The organism is Streptomyces sp. NPDC001858 (assembly GCF_053594615.1).
Genome location: NZ_JBSFEV010000005.1, coordinates 151,188 through 168,073 on the forward strand (window position 1 = coordinate 151,188; position 16,886 = coordinate 168,073).

Sequence of the window (16,886 nt, forward strand, 5' to 3'; positions counted from 1 at the left end):
CGATCACCCAGGAGCCGGTCCGCCGAAGCCGGCCGGTGTCCCGGTGTCGGGGGTCTCGGCCGGGACGATGCCGCCGAGGATGGCGCCGGCGGACCCCGCTGGGCCGGGGCCCGCGTACGGGTTGCCGTGTGCTCGTACGTCGAGTTCGGCCAGTTCCCGTGCCTCCAGGGCGAGCGCGTCGGCGCGCGGGCGGTCCGCCGGGTCCCCCGTGGCGAGCAGCCGTTCCGCCTCCGCCAGCCGGGTGCGTGCGGCGGCCCCCACCGCACCGCGGTGCGTCGCGACGAAGTCGGCCGCGGCGGCGACGGCGACACGGGCGGTGAGCAGCGCGGCGGCCGGCAACACCCCGGCCCGCCCCGAGGCGACCGGCGCGGTCGCCCGCACGATCCGCCGCAGCACCGCGACCGGGTCATGGAGCTGCCCGCCGGTCAACTCCTGCCGCACGGACGCGAGCACGGCATCGGCATGCGCCAGCCGCGAGTGCAGCTCGCCCGGGGGCGGTAGCCCGGCAACCCCGGGCGCCGCTTTCCCTTCCCGGATCCAGGCGAGCTCCGACTCCGCGCCCGTGAGCGCGGCCGGCACCGTCTCTTCCGCCGTGTGCGACTCCGCGGCCAGCCGGTCGACTCCCTCGACGAGGACGGCCGCCTGGTCGACCGCGCCCTCCGCCGCCCGCAGGCGCCGGGCCGCCCGCTCGGGTCGCCCCGAGTCGGCAGACTGGCGGGCCTCGTTCAGCAGGGCCGTGGCGAACACCAGCCGGTCCTTGGCCTGTTCGACGTTTCCGGTCACCGAGTCGGTGGCGGTGGGCGCGTACCGGGCCCGGAGCCCGGCGAGGACGGCTTCCGAGGCCCCCGCCCGCCCCGCCAGCTCCCGGAAGCGGCCCTCGGCGACCCCCAGAGCCTCGCCCAACCCCCCGTGTTCCAGTGCGCGCAGCCGCCGGAAGTCGTCGGCCACGGCGTCCAGCCGCCGTTCCGCCTCCTCGCACCGCCCGACGATCCCGGCGAGCGCATGCCCCCGCGCCGCCGCCTCCGCCGGCACCCCCTCGTCGTAGCGCTGCCGCATCCGGAAGGCCGCCGCGAGTTCGTTCTCCGCCTCGCGGACGGCCCGGCGGAACGCCGTCACGGCCTCCGCGCCGAACAGCGCCTCGGCGAAGCCGAGTTCGGCGCGCGCCGCCCGCAGCCGGTTGTCGGCGGCGACCAGCGCCGCGGACGCCTGTTCGTCGGGGGCGGCGAGCGGCGACGACGCCGTCCGCGGCGGTGGGCTGCCGGCCCCGCCCGGGGTCGTCCGGTCGCGGGTGCGCCGGACCCGGCGTATGTACCCGTATCCGGCGACCGCGCCCGCCGCCGCGACGGCGGCCAGCGGCAGCACCAGATCGACCGTGGACCTCTCGTCCTCCTGGGCCACGGCGGCGCTCGCGGCGGGCGTCGGCTCCTTGATCGCAACCGGAGCGTCGGTGTCGGACGTCATCCCTGGCAACACCAGCCACACGACCCCGACCGCACCGCCCAGCACGGCATGCGCCACCCGCACGGATATCTGCGATGCGGAACGCCGCGGCCGGCCTCGGAGCAAGGAAGAGGTCACATTTGGGAGCGTATGGCCGCGAATACGGCCACGCGACCGGGATGCACCCGAGACGGGGCAGGTGGTGCGGAACAACACGGGAGGGGGAACCGCGGTGGAACGCGCGGGAGGACAGCCGGGAACGGAAGCAGGAGCGGAGGCGGCGGCCGAGGCGGCGGCCGAGGGGGCGGCCGAGGGGGAGACGTCACCCGCAGTCGACGACGCGCCCCATGACGCAACCGACGATGCGGCCGAGGCGGCGGCAGCCGCTCCGCGCAGGCCTCGTCGCCGGCGTCGGCTGCTGCTCCGCGTCGCCCTCGGTCTCGTCCTGCTCCTCCTCGTGCCGGTGCTCGTCGCCCTGACCGCCCTGCGGGTGAACTACCTGGGCGACCCGGCCGACGGCACGTACACCCGCGGCAAGGACGCCATCTGGCTGGGCCACGCCTGGGTGGACGGCCGGAAGAAGGACGCCGACGTCAAGGCGCTGGCCGACCGGCTGCGGGACACCGGGATGCGGGACCTGTACGTCCACGCGGGCCCGCTGGAGCACGACGGCACGCTGCCCGAGTCCGCGTACGCCAACGCGCGTTGGTTCATAGCCGCCGTCCACCGGGAAGCGCCGCAGCTGCGCGTCCAGGCCTGGCTCGGCGACGTCCTCGCCAGCGAGAGCCCGAACGGCATGCGGCTGGAGCGGGCGGCGACCCGCGCGGCCGTCGTCCGGTCGACGCAGGAGATCCTCGCCGTCGGCTTCCAGGGCGCGCACTTCGACCTGGAGCCCCTGCACTCCGACGACGCCGACTACCTCACGCTCCTGGACGCCCTGCGCGCCGTCACCCGCGCCCACGACGCCCAGCTCTCCGTCGCCGCCCACCAGATCGACCCGGTGCCCGGCTTCCACTCCTTCTGGGGCGCGACCACCGGCCACCCCAAGTGGTGGTCGCAGAAGTTCTTCGGCCAGGTCGCCCGCCGCGTCGACCAGATCGCCGTGATGTCGTACGACACCATTCAGCCGCTGGAGGGCACGTACGGCGGTTACGTCGCCCAGCAGACCTCCCTCGCCCTGGAGGTCACCCCGCCCGGCACCGACCTGCTGATGGGCCTGCCCTTCTACCGCGAGAACCGGTTCGGCCACTGGGCGCACGCCGAGACGGTCGCCGCCGCCGTCCGGGGCGTCCGGCTGGGGCTGTCCCGCACCGACGCCGACCGCGAGAACTTCGGCGTCGCGGCCTACGTCGACTTCACAGCGACGGAAACCGACTGGACGTCGTACGAGAAGGGCTGGGTCCGCTAAGCGCTCCGCTGGAAGTGCCGCGATGCGCCGTCGTTCCGCTGCGGCGCCGTCGGGGCTGGTCGCGCAGTTCCCCGCGCCCCTTCAGGGCGCTGCCGAACCGCAGCCGCCCCTCCCCTTGTCCTTGCCCGGGTGCGATCATCGGCGCATGCTGCATTGGAGTCTGATGGCGACGGCCGTCGTCTGTGTGACGGGCATGGCGGTGGGCGGCCTCGCGGCGGTGACGCGGGAGTGGGTGCCGCCGTTCGGCCGCAGGCGGGTGCTGCGGCCGAAGCTGTGGGGCATCGGCACCCTGATGAGCGCCCTGGGCCTGAGCCTCTTCATGTTTCTGGGCCCGTTGGCCTCCGCCCCCTCGGCGGTGAACTACTTCATCCCGCTCGCCGGAATGGCCGTCAACTTCGCCGGACTCGGCGTCCAGATGCTCGCCCAGCGCTCCGTCCATGCAACGCCCCCGCTGCCCCCGCTGCCCCCACTGCCCCCGCCCCCTACGACGACCGCCTCCTGATCTTCGATCCCAGCCAGACCAGCGGGTCGTACTTGCGGTCGACCGCTCGCTCCTTCAAGGGGATCAGCGCATTGTCCGTGATCTTGATGCCCTCGGGGCAGACCTCCGTGCAGCACTTGGTGATGTTGCAGTAGCCGAGGCCGTGTTCGTCCTGGGCGGTGCGTTTGCGGTCCAGGCCGGACTCCTCGGCCCCGTCCAGCGGATGCATGTCGAGCTCGGCGACCCGCATCAGGAAGCGCGGGCCCGCGAACGCCGGCTTGTTCTCCTCGTGGTCGCGGACGACATGGCAGGTGTCCTGGCACAGGAAGCACTCGATGCACTTGCGGAACTCCTGCGGACGGTCCACGTCCTCCTGGAACATCCGGTACTCGCCGGGCCCGACCCCCTCCGGCGGCACGAACGACGGGACCTCCCTGGCCTTCTGGTAGTTGAAGCCGACGTCCGTGACGAGATCGCGGATCACCGGGAAGGCGCGCAGGGGAGTGACGGTGATCGTCTCCGCCCGGTCGAACACCGACATGCGGGTCATGCACAGCAGCCGGGGCCGCCCGTTGATCTCCGCCGAACACGAACCGCACTTGCCCGCCTTGCAGTTCCAGCGGACGGCGAGATCGGGGGCCTGAGTGGACTGGAGACGGTGGATGATGTCCAGCACCACCTCGCCGTCGTTGACCTCGACCCCGAAGTCCTTCAGCCCGCCGCCGTCGACGTCGCCCCGCCAGACCCGGAAGCGGGCCTCGTAGCTGCTCACTTGTACAGCTCCTCTTCGGTGAGGTACTTGACCAGCTCCTCCTTCTCGAAAAGGGCGAGCAGGTCGGGGCGGATGGGTTCGGTGGTCTCGCGGGTGAGGGCGATCTGGCCGCGGACGGGGTCCGTCGCCGCCAGGCCGCCGGTCGCGTCGACGAGCGCGCACAGCAGGTTGACGTTGCGCCAGCCGCGGTCCATCGTCGGGTGGTCCTCGCGGGTGTGTCCGCCGCGGGACTCCGTGCGTTCCAGGGCGGCCCGGGCCACGCACTCGCTGACCAGGAGCATGTTGCGCAGGTCGAGGGCGAGGTGCCAGCCCGGGTTGAACTGGCGGTGGCCCTCGACGCCCGCCCGCCGCGCCCGGACCCGCAGTTCGGCCAGCTTCTCCAGGGCGTGCTCCATCTCGCCCTCCCGGCGGATGATGCCGACCAGGTCGTTCATGGTCTGCTGGAGTTCCTGGTGGAGGGTGTACGGGTTCTCCGGCGGTCGCCTGGCGGGCTCCTCGCCCTCCGTGGAGCCCGCTGTGGAGCCCTCGGCGGAGAACGGGCGCAGCGCCTCCGCGGCCGCCGCGTCGATCTGCGCGTCGTCCACCGCGGGGCGGGTTCCCGCGAGGTCCGCCGTGTGCCGGGCCGCGTGCAGTCCGGCCCGGCGGCCGAAGACCAGCAGGTCGGACAGCGAGTTGCCGCCGAGCCGGTTGGAGCCGTGCATGCCGCCGGCCACCTCGCCGGCCGCGAAGAGCCCCGGCACCCCGCGGGCGGCGGCCGTGTCGGAGTCGACGGCGATGCCGCCCATCACGTAGTGGCAGGTCGGCCCGACCTCCATGGCCTCCGCGGTGATGTCGACGTCCGCCAGCTCCTTGAACTGGTGGTACATCGAGGGGAGCCGGCGCTTGATCCGCTCGGCCGGCATCCGCGTCGACACGTCGAGGAAGACTCCGCCGTGCGGGGAGCCGCGGCCCGCCTTCACCTCGGAGTTGATGGCGCGCGCCACCTCGTCACGGGGGAGCAGCTCGGGGGGACGCCGGTTGTGGTCCGGGTCCTCGTACCAGCGGTCGCCCTCCTCCTCGGACTCGGCGTACTTCTCCTTGAAGACGTCCGGGACGTAGTCGAACATGAACCGCTTGCCCTCGGAGTTGCGCAGCACCCCGCCGTCGCCGCGCACGGACTCCGTGACGAGGATGCCCTTCACCGACGGCGGCCAGACCATGCCCGTCGGGTGGAACTGCACGAACTCCATGTTCAGCAGGGGCGCGCCGGCCAGGAGGGCGAGGGCGTGGCCGTCGCCCGTGTACTCCCAGGAGTTCGACGTGACCTTGAAGGACTTGCCGATGCCGCCGGTCGCGATCACCACGGAGGGGGCCTGGAGCACGAAGAAGCGGCCCGTCTCGCGCTCGTAGGCGAAGACGCCGGAGACCCTGCTGCCGTCCTTCAGGATCCGGGTGACCGTGCACTCCTGGAAGACCTTCAGCCGGGACTCGTAGTCGCCCGTCTCGCGGAAGTCCTCCTGCTGGAGGGAGACGATCTTCTGCTGGAGCGTGCGGATCAGCTCCAGGCCCGTGCGGTCGCCGACGTGGGCGAGGCGCGGGTACTCGTGGCCGCCGAAGTTGCGCTGGGAGATACGGCCGTCCTTGGTGCGGTCGAACAGCGCGCCCCAGGTCTCCAGCTCCCACACCCGGTCCGGGGCCTCCTGGGCGTGCAGCTCGGCCATCCGCCACTGGTTGAGGAACTTGCCGCCGCGCAGGGTGTCGCGGAAGTGGACCTGCCAGTTGTCGTGCTCGTTGGCGTTGGCCATCGCCGCCGCGATGCCGCCCTCGGCCATCACGGTGTGCGCCTTGCCGAACAGCGACTTGCAGATGACGGCCGTGCGGGCGCCGTGCTCCCGGGCCTCGATGGCGGCACGCAGCCCGGCGCCTCCCGCGCCGACCACGACGACGTCCCACTCCTGGCGGTCGACCACGGACATCAGAAGGCCCCACTCGTCTCGCGCGTGTCGCGCATCTAGAAAAACCTCGGATCGTCGAAGACACCGGACGCGACCAGGTACACGTAGAAGTCGGCGAGGGCCACGCTCACCAGCGACGCCCAGGCGAGCCCCATGTGACGGGCGTTCAGCTTCCCGACGAACTGCCAGGCCCCGTAGCGCACGGGGTGTTTGGAGAAGTGCTTCAGCTTGCCGCCGACGATGTGCCGGCAGGAGTGGCAGGAGAGCGTGTACGCCCAGATCAGCGTGATGTTGAGCAGGAAGACCAGGGTGCCCAGGCCCATGTGGCCCCACTCGTAGTGCTCGTCGCGGAACGAGAGCACGGTGTCGTACGTCAGGATCCCGGCGACCACGAGCGCGGCGTAGAAGAAGTACCGGTGGATGTTCTGCAGGATCAGCGGGAAGCGCGTCTCACCGGTGTACTTCGCGTGCGGCTCGGCCACCGCGCAGGCCGGGGGCGAGGCCCAGAAGCCCCGGTAGTAGGCCTTGCGGTAGTAGTAGCAGGTCAGGCGGAAGCCGAGCGGGAAGATCAGGATGATGATCGCGGGGGAGAGGCCCCACCAGCCCCCTAAGAGGTCCGCGTTGGGGCCGTGGCGCATCGTCTCGCAGTTCTCCGCCAGACACGGCGAGTAGAACGGCGAGACGTACGGCGCCGCGTAGTAGTCCGCGTTCGCGAAGGCCCGCCAGGTCGAGTAGACGATGAACGCCAGCAGACCGGCGGCGGTGGCGGCGGGGGCCAGCCACCAGCGGTCGGTCCGCAGATGGGGCGCGGCGATCGCGGCGCGGCCGGCGCCGCGTACGCCGCTTCGGGGATGGGGGTCGGTGAGTGGAGGTTCCGTACCAGTGGCCAACTCAGGACTCCGGTCGGGTCAGGGTGCGTGTCGGTCCCGGGCGCCGAGTCCCTCGTCGTCGGTGTCGATCCACAGGGAGTCGTCGTACGGGGTGTCGGGGATGGTGACCAGCTCGGGCTTGCGCGGTGCGTGGGGTTGGTCAGCGACCTCGCGCAGCAGGGCGACGCTCTCCTTGAGATGAGCGGCGTCGGTGCTGACCCGGCGCATCTCCAGCCCGCCTGGGCCGAGCTTTTCTTCCAGGCGCCCGACGGACCGGTAGAGGTCGTCGAGACAGCGCTGGACCGTTGTCAGGTCGTCGTGCACGGACATGACATGACCTCGCTTCCGTGGGCGGTGCCCTGGACGGCAACGTTCATGCGCCTGCGAGTGTTGCGCGTCACACCGGTGAATGTGAAGGCGTGTGCAGCGATTGGCGGGAGCGTTGCGCCGCACGGGTGGCGTTGGACGCGCCCGCCGCCGTGTCGCTCTCGGCAGGCGAATCCTTTCGTCTTCAGTTCCTCTTCAGAGAGCCGTAGATCTGATCAACTCCAAAATACCGCCAAACGTGATCAAAACGCACCCGCGTCACCGGAGGTACCAGAGATGTCCCACGACGGCGTCGGTCCGCGCGCGGTACTGCGCTCGGTCGCCTTCCTCACCGCGGGTGCGCTCGCGGTGCCCCTGCTGGCCGGCTGCGGCTCCGCCGACGAGGCCGGCAAGCCGCTGGCCCGTCAGGACATCGCCCCGGCCGCCCGCGCCCGGGTCGCCGAGGGCGGCACCCTGCGCTGGGCGGTGGACGCGGTGCCGGAGACCTTCAACACCTTCCAGGCGGACGCCGACGCCACCACGACCCGGGTCGCCCAGGCCGTGCTGCCCACGATGTACCGCATCGACGCCAACGGACGGCCGCAGCGCGACGCCGACTACCTGGAGTCCGCGAAGGTCGTCGACACCGAGCCCAAGCAGGTCGTGCTGTACAAGCTGAACCAGCAGGCCGTCTGGAGCGACGGCCGCGAGATCGGCGCCGCCGACTTCGCCGCCCAGTGGCGCGCGCTGGCGGGCAAGGACACCGCGTACTGGACCGCCCGCAACGCCGGCTACGACCGCATCGAGAAGATCGAGCGCGGCGACAACGACCTGGAGGTCCGGGTCACCTTCAGCCGGCGCTACACCGACTGGCGGTCGCTGTTCTCCCCGCTGTACCCGAAGACCGTCATGGGCACGCCCGACGCCTTCAACGACGGGGCGCGGCGCAAGCTGACGGTGACCGCCGGGCCGTTCCTCGTGAAGGAGACCGACCGCAAGACGAAAGAGGTGCGCCTCACCCGCAGCCCGCGCTGGTGGGGACGTCCGGCCAAGCTCTCCGAGCTCGTGCTGACGGCCGTCCCCAGGGACGAGCGGGCGTCCGCGCTGGCCGCCGGGAAGATCGATCTCGCCGAGGTCGACCCGGTCGCGGCCCAGCGCATCGACGGCGCCGCGAACGGCACCGCCGGACCGCTGGCCGGCCCCGGTTCCGGGCGCACCGCGGCGAAGGCGCTGCGCTCCTGGGCACTCGCCCACCGCGCCGCCGAGGACACCGCGGACGACGAGGACGACGAGGACGACGAGGACACGGCCGACGACGAGAACGCGCCCGACGGCGAGGACGAGGCCCGCACGAAGCTGCGCAGCGCGATCGCACAGTGGGAGCAGCAGCAAAAAGCGCTGCGCGGCTTCGAGGTGCGCAGATCGCTGGAGCCGGCCTACACCCAGCTGGCCCTGAACGGCGCGGAGGGACCGCTCGCGGACGAACGGGTGCGCCGCGCCGTGGCCAGGGCGCTGGACCGCAAGGAGCTGGCCCGCCTGGTGCTGAAGCCGCTGGGGCTGCCCGCCCAGCCCGTGGGCAGCCATCTGGCCCTGGCCGGACAGGACGTCTACGCCGACAACAGCGGGGCGCTCGGCGGCCAGGACACCTCCGAGGCGCAGGCGCTCCTCGCGGACGCGGGCTGGGTGGCCGGCGGCCCGGTCAAGGAGAAGGGCGGCAAGGCGGCCGGCCCGGCGGGCAAGAAGGCCGACGACGACTCCGACGACGACTCCGACGACGACTCCGCGGACGGCGACGACGGCACGTACATCGTCGGCGAGGACGACAAGGCGCCGGCCGAGACCGGCCGCGAGGAGAAGCACACCGCGGCCAAGGGCGAGAGCGCGCAGAACAGCGCGCACAAGAGCGAGCACGGCGGCCGGCAGCTCGCCCCGGACGGCAAGCAGTACCAGCAGCCGCACCGGGGCGGGGCCCCCGGCGCCTACGCCCCGAAGGGCACCGCGGCCCCGGACGCGACGCCCGGGGCGGGCGGCTCCGCCGCGCCCGCCGTGGCTCCGGCGAAGGCGCTGGCCAAGGACGGCAAGGCGCTGAACCTGCGGTTCGTGCTGCCGTCCGGCCCCGGCTCGGAGTCCCTGGCGGTGGTCGCCGCACGGATCACGAAGATGCTGGCCAAGGTCGGCATCGGCACGGAGATCACCAAGGTCTCCGACGAGAGCTACTTCAAGGACCACATCGCCTCCGGCCAGTACGACCTCGCCCTCTACTCCTGGCCGTCGTCCGCCTTCCCCGCCACCGACGCCCGGCCGATCTACGCCAAGCCCGTCCCGGCCGCCGACGGCTCGCTCAGCGTCGAGCAGAACTACACGCGGGTCGGCACCGACCAGGTCGACCAGCTCTTCGACCAGGCGATCGGCACCCTGGACGCGAGCGAGGCGCGGTCCCTGCTGCGCAAGGCCGACTCCCGGATCTGGGCGGCGGCCGGATCGATTCCGCTCTACCAGCGGCCCCAGCTCACGGCCGTCCGCAAGAACGTGGCGAACGTGGGCGCCTTCGGCTTCGAGACCCCCGTCTACGAGGACATGGGCTTCCTGAAGAAGGGCGCGAGCGGCGCGAAGGGCGCCGCGACCCCCGCCCCGAAGTCCTCCGTCGGCTCCTCCCTGAATCCGTCCGCGAATCCCTCCGTGAAGTCCTCTGCGAAGTCCTCCGAGAAGCCTTCCGAGGACTGAGCGGAACCGGCCGAGTGGCCCTGCGGAGGCCGTCCGTCGCGGGGCCACGTACCATGGGGTGAGGCCGTGGCGTGTCAAGCCCGGCAGGGCCCGCGTAACACAGACGTACGCAGCAGGGTCGCCCTCACACTCCGGGAGAACGCCGCTATATGGCCACGCGCCACGACATCCGCAATGTCGCCATCGTCGCTCACGTCGACCACGGCAAGACGACCTTGGTCGACGCCATGCTCAAGCAGGCCGGTGCCTTCGCAGCGCACGCCGCGGAGTCGCTCGACGACCGCATGATGGACTCGAACGACCTGGAGCGTGAGAAGGGCATCACGATCCTGGCCAAGAACACGGCCGTGAAGTACCACCCCAAGGATGGCGGCGAGATCGTCACCATCAACATCATCGACACCCCGGGCCACGCCGACTTCGGCGGCGAGGTCGAGCGCGGTCTGTCGATGGTGGACGCGGTCGTGCTGCTCGTCGACGCCTCCGAGGGTCCGCTGCCCCAGACCCGCTTCGTGCTGCGCAAGGCGCTTCAGCAGCGCCTGCCGGTCATCCTGTGCATCAACAAGACGGACCGCCCCGACTCCCGCATCGACGAGGTCGTCAACGAGACCTACGACCTCTTCCTCGACCTGGACGCGGACGAGGAGCAGATCGAGTTCCCCATCGTCTACGCGTGTGCGCGTGACGGTGTGGCCTCGCTCACCAAGCCGGCGGACGGCACCGTCCCGGCCGACAGCGACAGCCTGGAGCCGTTCTTCTCCACGATCCTGTCGCACGTCCCGGCTCCGGAGTACGACACCGAGGCCCCCCTCCAGGCGCACGTCACCAACCTGGACGCCGACAACTTCCTCGGCCGTATCGCGCTGCTCCGTGTCGAGCAGGGCGAGCTGCGCAAGGGCCAGACCGTCACGTGGATCAAGCGCGACGGCACCATGTCCAACGTGCGCATCACCGAGCTGCTGATGACCGAGGCGCTCACCCGCAAGCCCGCCGAGAAGGCCGGCCCCGGTGACATCTGCGCCGTCGCCGGCATCGCGGACATCATGATCGGCGAGACCCTCGCCGACCCCGAGAACCCGATCGCGCTGCCGCTCATCACGGTCGACGAGCCGGCCATCTCCATGACCATCGGCACCAACACCTCGCCGCTGGTCGGCCGCGGCGGCACCGGCAAGGGCGCGGAGAACAAGGCCGCGGTCAAGGACCGCAAGGTCACCGCCCGCCAGGTCAAGGACCGCCTCGACCGCGAACTGATCGGCAACGTCTCGCTGCGCGTGCTCGACACCGAGCGGCCGGACGCCTGGGAGGTCCAGGGCCGTGGTGAGCTCGCGCTCGCCATCCTGGTCGAGCAGATGCGCCGCGAGGGCTTCGAGCTGACCATCGGCAAGCCGCAGGTCGTCACGAAGGACGTCGAGGGCAAGGTCTACGAGCCCGTCGAGCGCATGACGATCGACGTGCCCGAGGAGCACATGGGCGCCGTCACGCAGCTCATGGGCGTCCGCAAGGGCCGCATGGACAACATGTCCAACCACGGCTCCGGCTGGGTCCGCATGGAGTTCGTCGTCCCGTCCCGCGGCCTCATCGGCTTCCGTACGGAGTTCCTGACCGGCACGCGCGGCACGGGCATCGCCCACTCCATCCACGAGGGCCACGAGCCGTGGTTCGGCACGCTGACGACCCGTAACAACGGCTCGCTGGTCGCCGACCGCTCGGGCGCCGTCACCGCGTTCGCGATGACGAACCTCCAGGAGCGCGGTGTGCTGTTCACCGACCCCGGCACCGAGGTGTACGAGGGCATGATCGTCGGCGAGAACTCGCGCTCCGACGACATGGACGTGAACATCACCAAGGAGAAGAAGCTCACGAACATGCGGTCCTCGTCGGCCGACTCGTTCGAGGCGATCGTCCCGCCGCGCAAGCTGTCGCTGGAGCAGTCCCTGGAGTTCTGCCGGGACGACGAGTGCGTCGAGGTGACCCCGGAGGCGGTCCGCATCCGCAAGGTCGTCCTCGACCAGCGCGACCGCGCCCGCACGGCGAGCCGCGCCAAGCACGGCTGATTTTCGGCCGCGTGACGTCCGTCTGAGCCCGGGCGCCCCCCTCGTGGGGGCGCCCGGGCTTTTGCGTTCGGCTGCTGTACTCGGCCTTCGTGTTCCGTGCAGCATCCATGCGCCAGCCGAACAGTTCGTGCGCACAGTGGTGGCTCAAGTGGTTCCAGGTACGGGGGTACGGCATGGAGATTCAGTTGTTGGGGTGTGTGGAGGCGCGGGCGCGGTCGGGGGACAAGCTGCCGCTTCCGCACGGGACCAAGCTGTTGTTGGCGGCGCTGGCGTGGACCCCCGGCGGCTTCGTGGCCGACGAGGCGCTGATCGAGCGGGTGTGGCAGGAGCGCCGGCCCCAGCGTCCGCGCGACGCCCTGTACATCCAGGCGACCCGGCTGCGGAAGGCGCTGCGGGCCGACGGGCCGCAGCGGGCCGAGGGGGTCGAGCTGGTGCGCAAGCGCGGCGGCTACATCCTCGCCATCGAGGAGGACAGCGTGGACACCGCGCGGTTCCGGAGTCTGGTGCGGCAGGCCCAGCAGGCCGCCCGGAGCGGGGAGACCGACCTCGCCCTCGGTCACTACGGGCGGGCCCTGGAGCTGTGGCGGGGCGAGCCGCTGGCGGACGTCCGCACGGCCTGGGCGGAGTCGGCGCGGGTGGCGCTGCGGCGCGAGCACCGGGAGGCGCTGATCGGCAGCACGGAGCTGTCGCTGCGGGCCGGGCGGCACGAGGAGTGCCTGCCCCAGTTGCACTGGCTGGCCGAGATGCACCCCTTCGACGAGAAGGTCACGGGCCTGCTGATGCTCGCCCTGCACCGCGGCGGACGCCAGGCCGACGCGCTGGACTGCTTCCAGTTGCTGCGGCTGCGGATGGTCGACCTGCTGGGCTGTGAACCGGGCCCGGACCTGCGCTCCCTCCAGGAACGAATCCTCGCCCGAGACCCCCGCCTCCGCCTCGGCACCGCATACGCAACAGCATCCGCCGTCTGAAGCCCCCGCCCTCCGCCCCGCCCGCCGACGCTCCGCCCGCGCCCCCGTCGGCCCGCCCGGCCCTCCGCCCGTCCGACCGTCCGCTCGTCCGTCCGGCCCGTCCGTCCGCCCCAGCCCGGCCCTCCGTTCAGCCCGGCCCTCCGTCCAGCCCGGCCGTCCGGCCGCCGGGCCCTCCGGCTGTTCGTTCGGCGGCCCGTCCGCCCGCCCGGCCCTCCGCCTGCCTGCCCGCTCGTCCGGTCCTCCGCCTGCCGGCCCGCTCGTCCGGCCGCCTGACCGGCCCGGCCGTCCGCTCGTCCGACCCGGCCCTCCGTCCGACCCGGCCCTCCGTCCGACCCGGCCGACCGGCCGGGCCCTCCGGCCGCCTGCCCGACCCGGCCCTCCGGCCGTCTGTCCGTCCGACCCGCCCGACCCGCCCGTCCGACCAGCCTGCCCGTCCGGCCGACCCGCCCGACCCGGCCGTCTGTCCGGCTGTTCGGCCCGCCCGTTCGATCGTCGTAGTGGGCTCGGTCGGGTCGGCTCTTTCTGCTGGTTTCGTCTGTTGGGTCGGGTCAGCCGTCGAAGTGTTCGGTCAGGTAGAGGGTGAGTCTGGATTCTGCGTCCGGGGGGAGCTCTTGGTGACGGTGTTGGGGGAGTGGTGCGGAGGGCTCGGGCCGGAGGCCGATCGCTCGGTACAACGAGTCCGCCTCCGTCCGGGCCGTGTGCGCCGCGGCGGCGTCCCCCTGGGCCTCGTGCGCGGCGGCCAGGGCGGCGACGGCGCGCGCGTGCACGAGGCGTTGGCCGGAGGCCTGGGCCAGGGTCGCCGCGCGGATCGCCTCGGCGCCGCCCGCGCCGCCGGTGTCCAGGAGGGTGAGGGCGGCCGTCAGATGGACCCGCGGGAGGGTGAGGGGGTTGCCGTCGACCGCGAGACCCTCGGCGCGCTCCAGGCAGTCCAGGGCCTCGGCGGGACGCCCCTGCGCGCGGGCCAGGTCGGCGCGGGCCAGCAGGACCTCGACGAGGCCCGCGCGGTGCCCGGTGCGCTCGGCGATCTCGAAGGCGGCGTCGAGGTGTTCGGCCGTCTCCTCGGCCCGGCCCGCGCGCAGTTTCACGGAGGCGATCCCGACCAGCGTGTCGACCTGGCAATTGCGGTTCTCCACCCGCCGGGAGACGGCGAGGGCGTCCTCGTAGGCGAGGAGCGCGCGGTCGTCGCGGCCGGTGTCGGCGCGGACCCGGCCCAGCGCCTCCAGGGCCACCGCCTCGGTGTACGTGGAGCCGGCGTCGCGGGAGACGAGGAAGCAGGTGCGCAGCGCCGCCGTCGCCTCGTCGAACCGGGCCTGCTTCTGCCGGACCAGGGCGAGGTTGACGAGGGCCATCGCACGGTTGTGGTGGGCCGTGTCGCCGATCAGGTCGAGGGCCGCGCACGCCGCCTCCTCGGCCGCGTCGAGGCGGCCCAGGGCGAGGTTCAGGGAGGCCGTGTTGATCAGCATGATCTCTTCGTTCTTGACGTTCCCCAGGGTGCGGTAGAGCGCCAGGGCACGGTCGTAGCACGGCAGCGCGCGGTGCAGCTCGCCCAGCAGCTTGAGGGTGACGCCCTTGCCCTGGAGGCTGCCGGCCTCGCCGTACGCCCAGCCGGCCCGGCGCGCCAGCTCCTCCGCCTCCTCGTACTCCGCCAGGGCGCCCCGCAGATCTCCGTTGCGCCAGCGGGCGCTGCCCAGCGACAGGCACATGGAGGCCTGGCCGACGTCGTCCCCGCTGCGCGCGGCCACCTGCCGGGCGAGGGTGGCCAGCCGCATCCAGTCGGACAGCGGACGGCGGTGGTGGAACAGGTCCTGGAGCGCGTCCACCAGCCACCACACGTACGGCGCGGGGCCGTGCTCGGCGGCGTGCCCGATCGCCGCGGCGATGTCGTCCCACTCCCCGTCGAACCAGGCGTACGCCTCCTCCGTCGTGGCGAACTCCCGTGGCCGGGAGCCCTCGACGGCCGCTGGGCGGTTGCGCATGACGTACAGACCGACCGTGGCGGCCGCGTTGACGACGCTCTGGAGGTAGTGGTCGAGGATCCGGGTGACGGCGGCGGCCCGCTCCTCGGGGGCGTCCTCGGCGGCCGTGCGGTCGCGGGCGTACTCGTGCACGAGGTCGTGCCAGGCCGGGCGGCCGTACTCGACGTCGCGCAGCAGATGCACGCGCTGGGCGAGCCGCAGCAGGTCGGCGAGGCCGCGCTCGTCCGTCCCGGCGGCAGCGGCGGCGGCCGGCACCGACCGGCCGGTGCCGGGCAGCACGCCCAGCGAGCGGAAGGCCCGGCGCGCCGCGTCCGGCAGCACCCCGTAGGACAGGTCGAGCGCGGCCCGGACGGCGACGGACTCCTCGCCCTCGATGTGCAGCCGGGCCAGCCGCCCCCGGTCGGCGAGGTCGCGGACGTAGGCCCGGATACTGCCCGGCCGGTCGCCGATCCAGGAGCCGGCGACGCACAGCGCGAGCGGCAGGTGGTCGCAGAGTTCGACGAGCCGCGCGGCCGCGTCCGGATCGGCGGCCACCGCCTCCTCGCCCACCGCGCCGCTGATCAGCTCCAGCGCGGCGGCGCTGTCGAGGACGTCGCAGGAGACCCGGAACGCGCCGTCCAGGGTGACCAGGCCGCTCAGCTTGTCGCGGCTCGTGACCAGCGTGAGTGAGCCCGCCGACGCGGGCAGCAGCCGGCGTACGTACGACGCGTCGGCCACGTCGTCGAGGACGACCAGCACCCGGCGGTCCGCCAGCAGCGTCCGGTACAGCGCGGTCTGCGCCTCGGCGCCCAGCGGGATGTCGCGCGGGGCGCAGCCCAGGCCCTGGAGGAGCAGCGGCAGGGCCTCCTCGGGGGTCATCGGCTCGGCGTTGTCGAAGCCCCGCATGTCGAGGAAGAGCTGTCCGTCGGGGAAGCGGTCGGCGGCCCGGTGGGCCCAGTTGAGCGCCAGGGCGCTCTTGCCGACGCCCGCCGGTCCCACGATCACCGCGAGCGGTTCGGCCGAGTGCAGGCAGGAGTCGAGGCGTTCGAGCTCCGGGCCGCGGCCGACGAAACGGCGTGGCGTGGGCGGGAGTTGGCGCGGCACGGGCCGCTCGGGCGGGGCGGCGGGACCGCGCCGGGGCGGGCCGCTGCCGGTGCCGCCGACGCCCGCGCCGGCTCCCGGGGCGCTGCCGCCGCCGCGCAGCAGACGCTGGTGCAGCTCCCTGAGGTCGGCCGAGGGGTCCATGCCGAGTTCGTCGACCAGGCGTCGGCGCAGCGCGGTGTACAGCTCCAGGGCCTCGGCGCTGCGACCGTCCTGGTGCAGGGCGCGCATCAGCAGGCCGTGCGGGCGTTCGCGCAGCGGGTGGGCGGCGGTCAGCCGGAGGAGTTCGGCGATGGCCTCCCGGTGCCGGCCGGTCTCGATCTCGGCTTCGGCCATGCCCTCACGGGCCACGAGGTGCAGTTCGCCGAGGCGTTGGTGTTCGGCCTCGCGCACCGAGACGTCCGACAGATCGGTCAGCGGCTCGTCCCGCCAGAGCGCGAGGGCCTGTTCGCCGCAGCGCCGGGCCACCCGCCAGTCGCCGTCGGCCGCGGCCCGGGAGCCGTCCCGGATGAGGTTCTCGAAGGCGAGCAGGTCGAGTTCATCGGGGCCGGCGTGCATGACGTAGCCGGGCCGACGGGTGGTCAGCAGCTCCGGTCCGGTGGGCCCGAGGGCGCGCCGCACCTCGGCGACGAGGGCCCGGACGCGGGCCGCGCCGGCGCCGGGCGGACGGTCGTCCCACAGGCACTGGATCAGCCGGTCGACGGAGACGACGTGGTTGGCGTGGAGCAAAAGCACGGCGCACAGCGCCCGTTGCCGGCCGGTGAGGACGACGGCCCGTCCGTCGACCTCGACGTCCAGGGGTCCGAGCAGGCGGAACCGGGGCCGTGGGGAGAGCATTCACAGAACGTAGTCCAGGAGCAACGGCCGGGCA

Annotated in this window: 11 protein-coding genes; 5 read left to right on the forward strand and 6 right to left on the reverse strand. The window is 72.8% G+C overall.

The features are described from left to right. Positions 1-3 precede the first annotated feature (3 nt). The gene (locus tag ACWCPF_RS09355) at positions 4-1,461 is read right to left on the reverse strand and encodes a hypothetical protein (protein WP_451044378.1); all 1,458 of its coding nucleotides are present in this window, start codon (positions 1,459-1,461) and stop codon (positions 4-6) included. Positions 1,462-1,672: 211 nt separating this feature from the next. Here ACWCPF_RS09355 and ACWCPF_RS09360 point away from each other — a divergent pair, with 211 nt between their 5' ends. Together ACWCPF_RS09360 and ACWCPF_RS09365 are read left to right on the forward strand one after the other, a co-directional pair. After that, positions 1,673-2,848, forward strand: a complete 1,176-nt coding sequence (locus tag ACWCPF_RS09360; RefSeq protein WP_451044379.1) for a hypothetical protein — start codon at positions 1,673-1,675, stop codon at positions 2,846-2,848. A gap of 145 nt (positions 2,849-2,993) precedes the next feature. After that, positions 2,994-3,350: a hypothetical protein gene (locus tag ACWCPF_RS09365; RefSeq protein WP_451044380.1), complete on the forward strand. Its 357-nt coding sequence runs from the start codon at positions 2,994-2,996 to the stop codon at positions 3,348-3,350. Here ACWCPF_RS09365 and ACWCPF_RS09370 read toward each other — a convergent pair. From ACWCPF_RS09370 to ACWCPF_RS09385, 4 genes are read right to left on the reverse strand one after another with little or no spacing between them, the layout of a single operon-like run. Continuing rightward, on the reverse strand, positions 3,331-4,101 hold the full coding sequence (locus ACWCPF_RS09370; protein ID WP_451044381.1) for a succinate dehydrogenase/fumarate reductase iron-sulfur subunit: 771 nt from the start codon (positions 4,099-4,101) through the stop codon (positions 3,331-3,333). The two genes, ACWCPF_RS09365 and ACWCPF_RS09370, sit on opposite strands and share 20 nt — an antisense overlap. Then, entirely contained in the window at positions 4,098-6,056 is a 1,959-nt protein-coding gene (locus ACWCPF_RS09375; protein ID WP_451044382.1) for a fumarate reductase/succinate dehydrogenase flavoprotein subunit, read from the reverse strand. Before ACWCPF_RS09375 ends, ACWCPF_RS09370 begins: the two co-directional genes overlap by 4 nt. A gap of 35 nt (positions 6,057-6,091) precedes the next feature. Beyond that, positions 6,092-6,925 (reverse strand): hypothetical protein, encoded by an 834-nt coding sequence (locus ACWCPF_RS09380; protein ID WP_451044383.1) that lies wholly within the window; start codon positions 6,923-6,925, stop codon positions 6,092-6,094. Between the two features lie 18 nt (positions 6,926-6,943). Then, positions 6,944-7,234 carry a hypothetical protein gene (locus ACWCPF_RS09385; protein WP_451044384.1) on the reverse strand — a complete coding sequence of 97 codons (291 nt, stop codon included), beginning with the start codon at positions 7,232-7,234 and terminating at the stop codon, positions 6,944-6,946. Positions 7,235-7,507: 273 nt separating this feature from the next. Between ACWCPF_RS09385 and ACWCPF_RS09390 the strand changes: the two genes are divergently transcribed. The 3 genes from ACWCPF_RS09390 (at position 7,508) to ACWCPF_RS09400 (ending at position 12,959) form a co-directional block, all read left to right on the forward strand. Next, a complete protein-coding gene (locus ACWCPF_RS09390) occupies positions 7,508-9,934 on the forward strand; it encodes an ABC transporter family substrate-binding protein (RefSeq protein ID WP_451044385.1) in 2,427 nt (808 codons plus the stop codon). A 149-nt stretch (positions 9,935-10,083) separates the two neighbouring features. Beyond that, positions 10,084-11,991, forward strand: a complete 1,908-nt coding sequence (gene typA / locus ACWCPF_RS09395) for a translational GTPase TypA (RefSeq protein WP_451044386.1) — start codon at positions 10,084-10,086, stop codon at positions 11,989-11,991. 107 nt (positions 11,992-12,098) lie between these two features. Beyond that, entirely contained in the window at positions 12,099-12,959 is an 861-nt protein-coding gene (locus ACWCPF_RS09400) for an AfsR/SARP family transcriptional regulator (protein ID WP_451044387.1), read from the forward strand. A gap of 548 nt (positions 12,960-13,507) precedes the next feature. Here the strand turns inward: ACWCPF_RS09400 and ACWCPF_RS09405 are convergent. Then, positions 13,508-16,852: a BTAD domain-containing putative transcriptional regulator gene (locus tag ACWCPF_RS09405; protein ID WP_451044388.1), complete on the reverse strand. Its 3,345-nt coding sequence runs from the start codon at positions 16,850-16,852 to the stop codon at positions 13,508-13,510. Positions 16,853-16,886 lie beyond the last annotated feature (34 nt).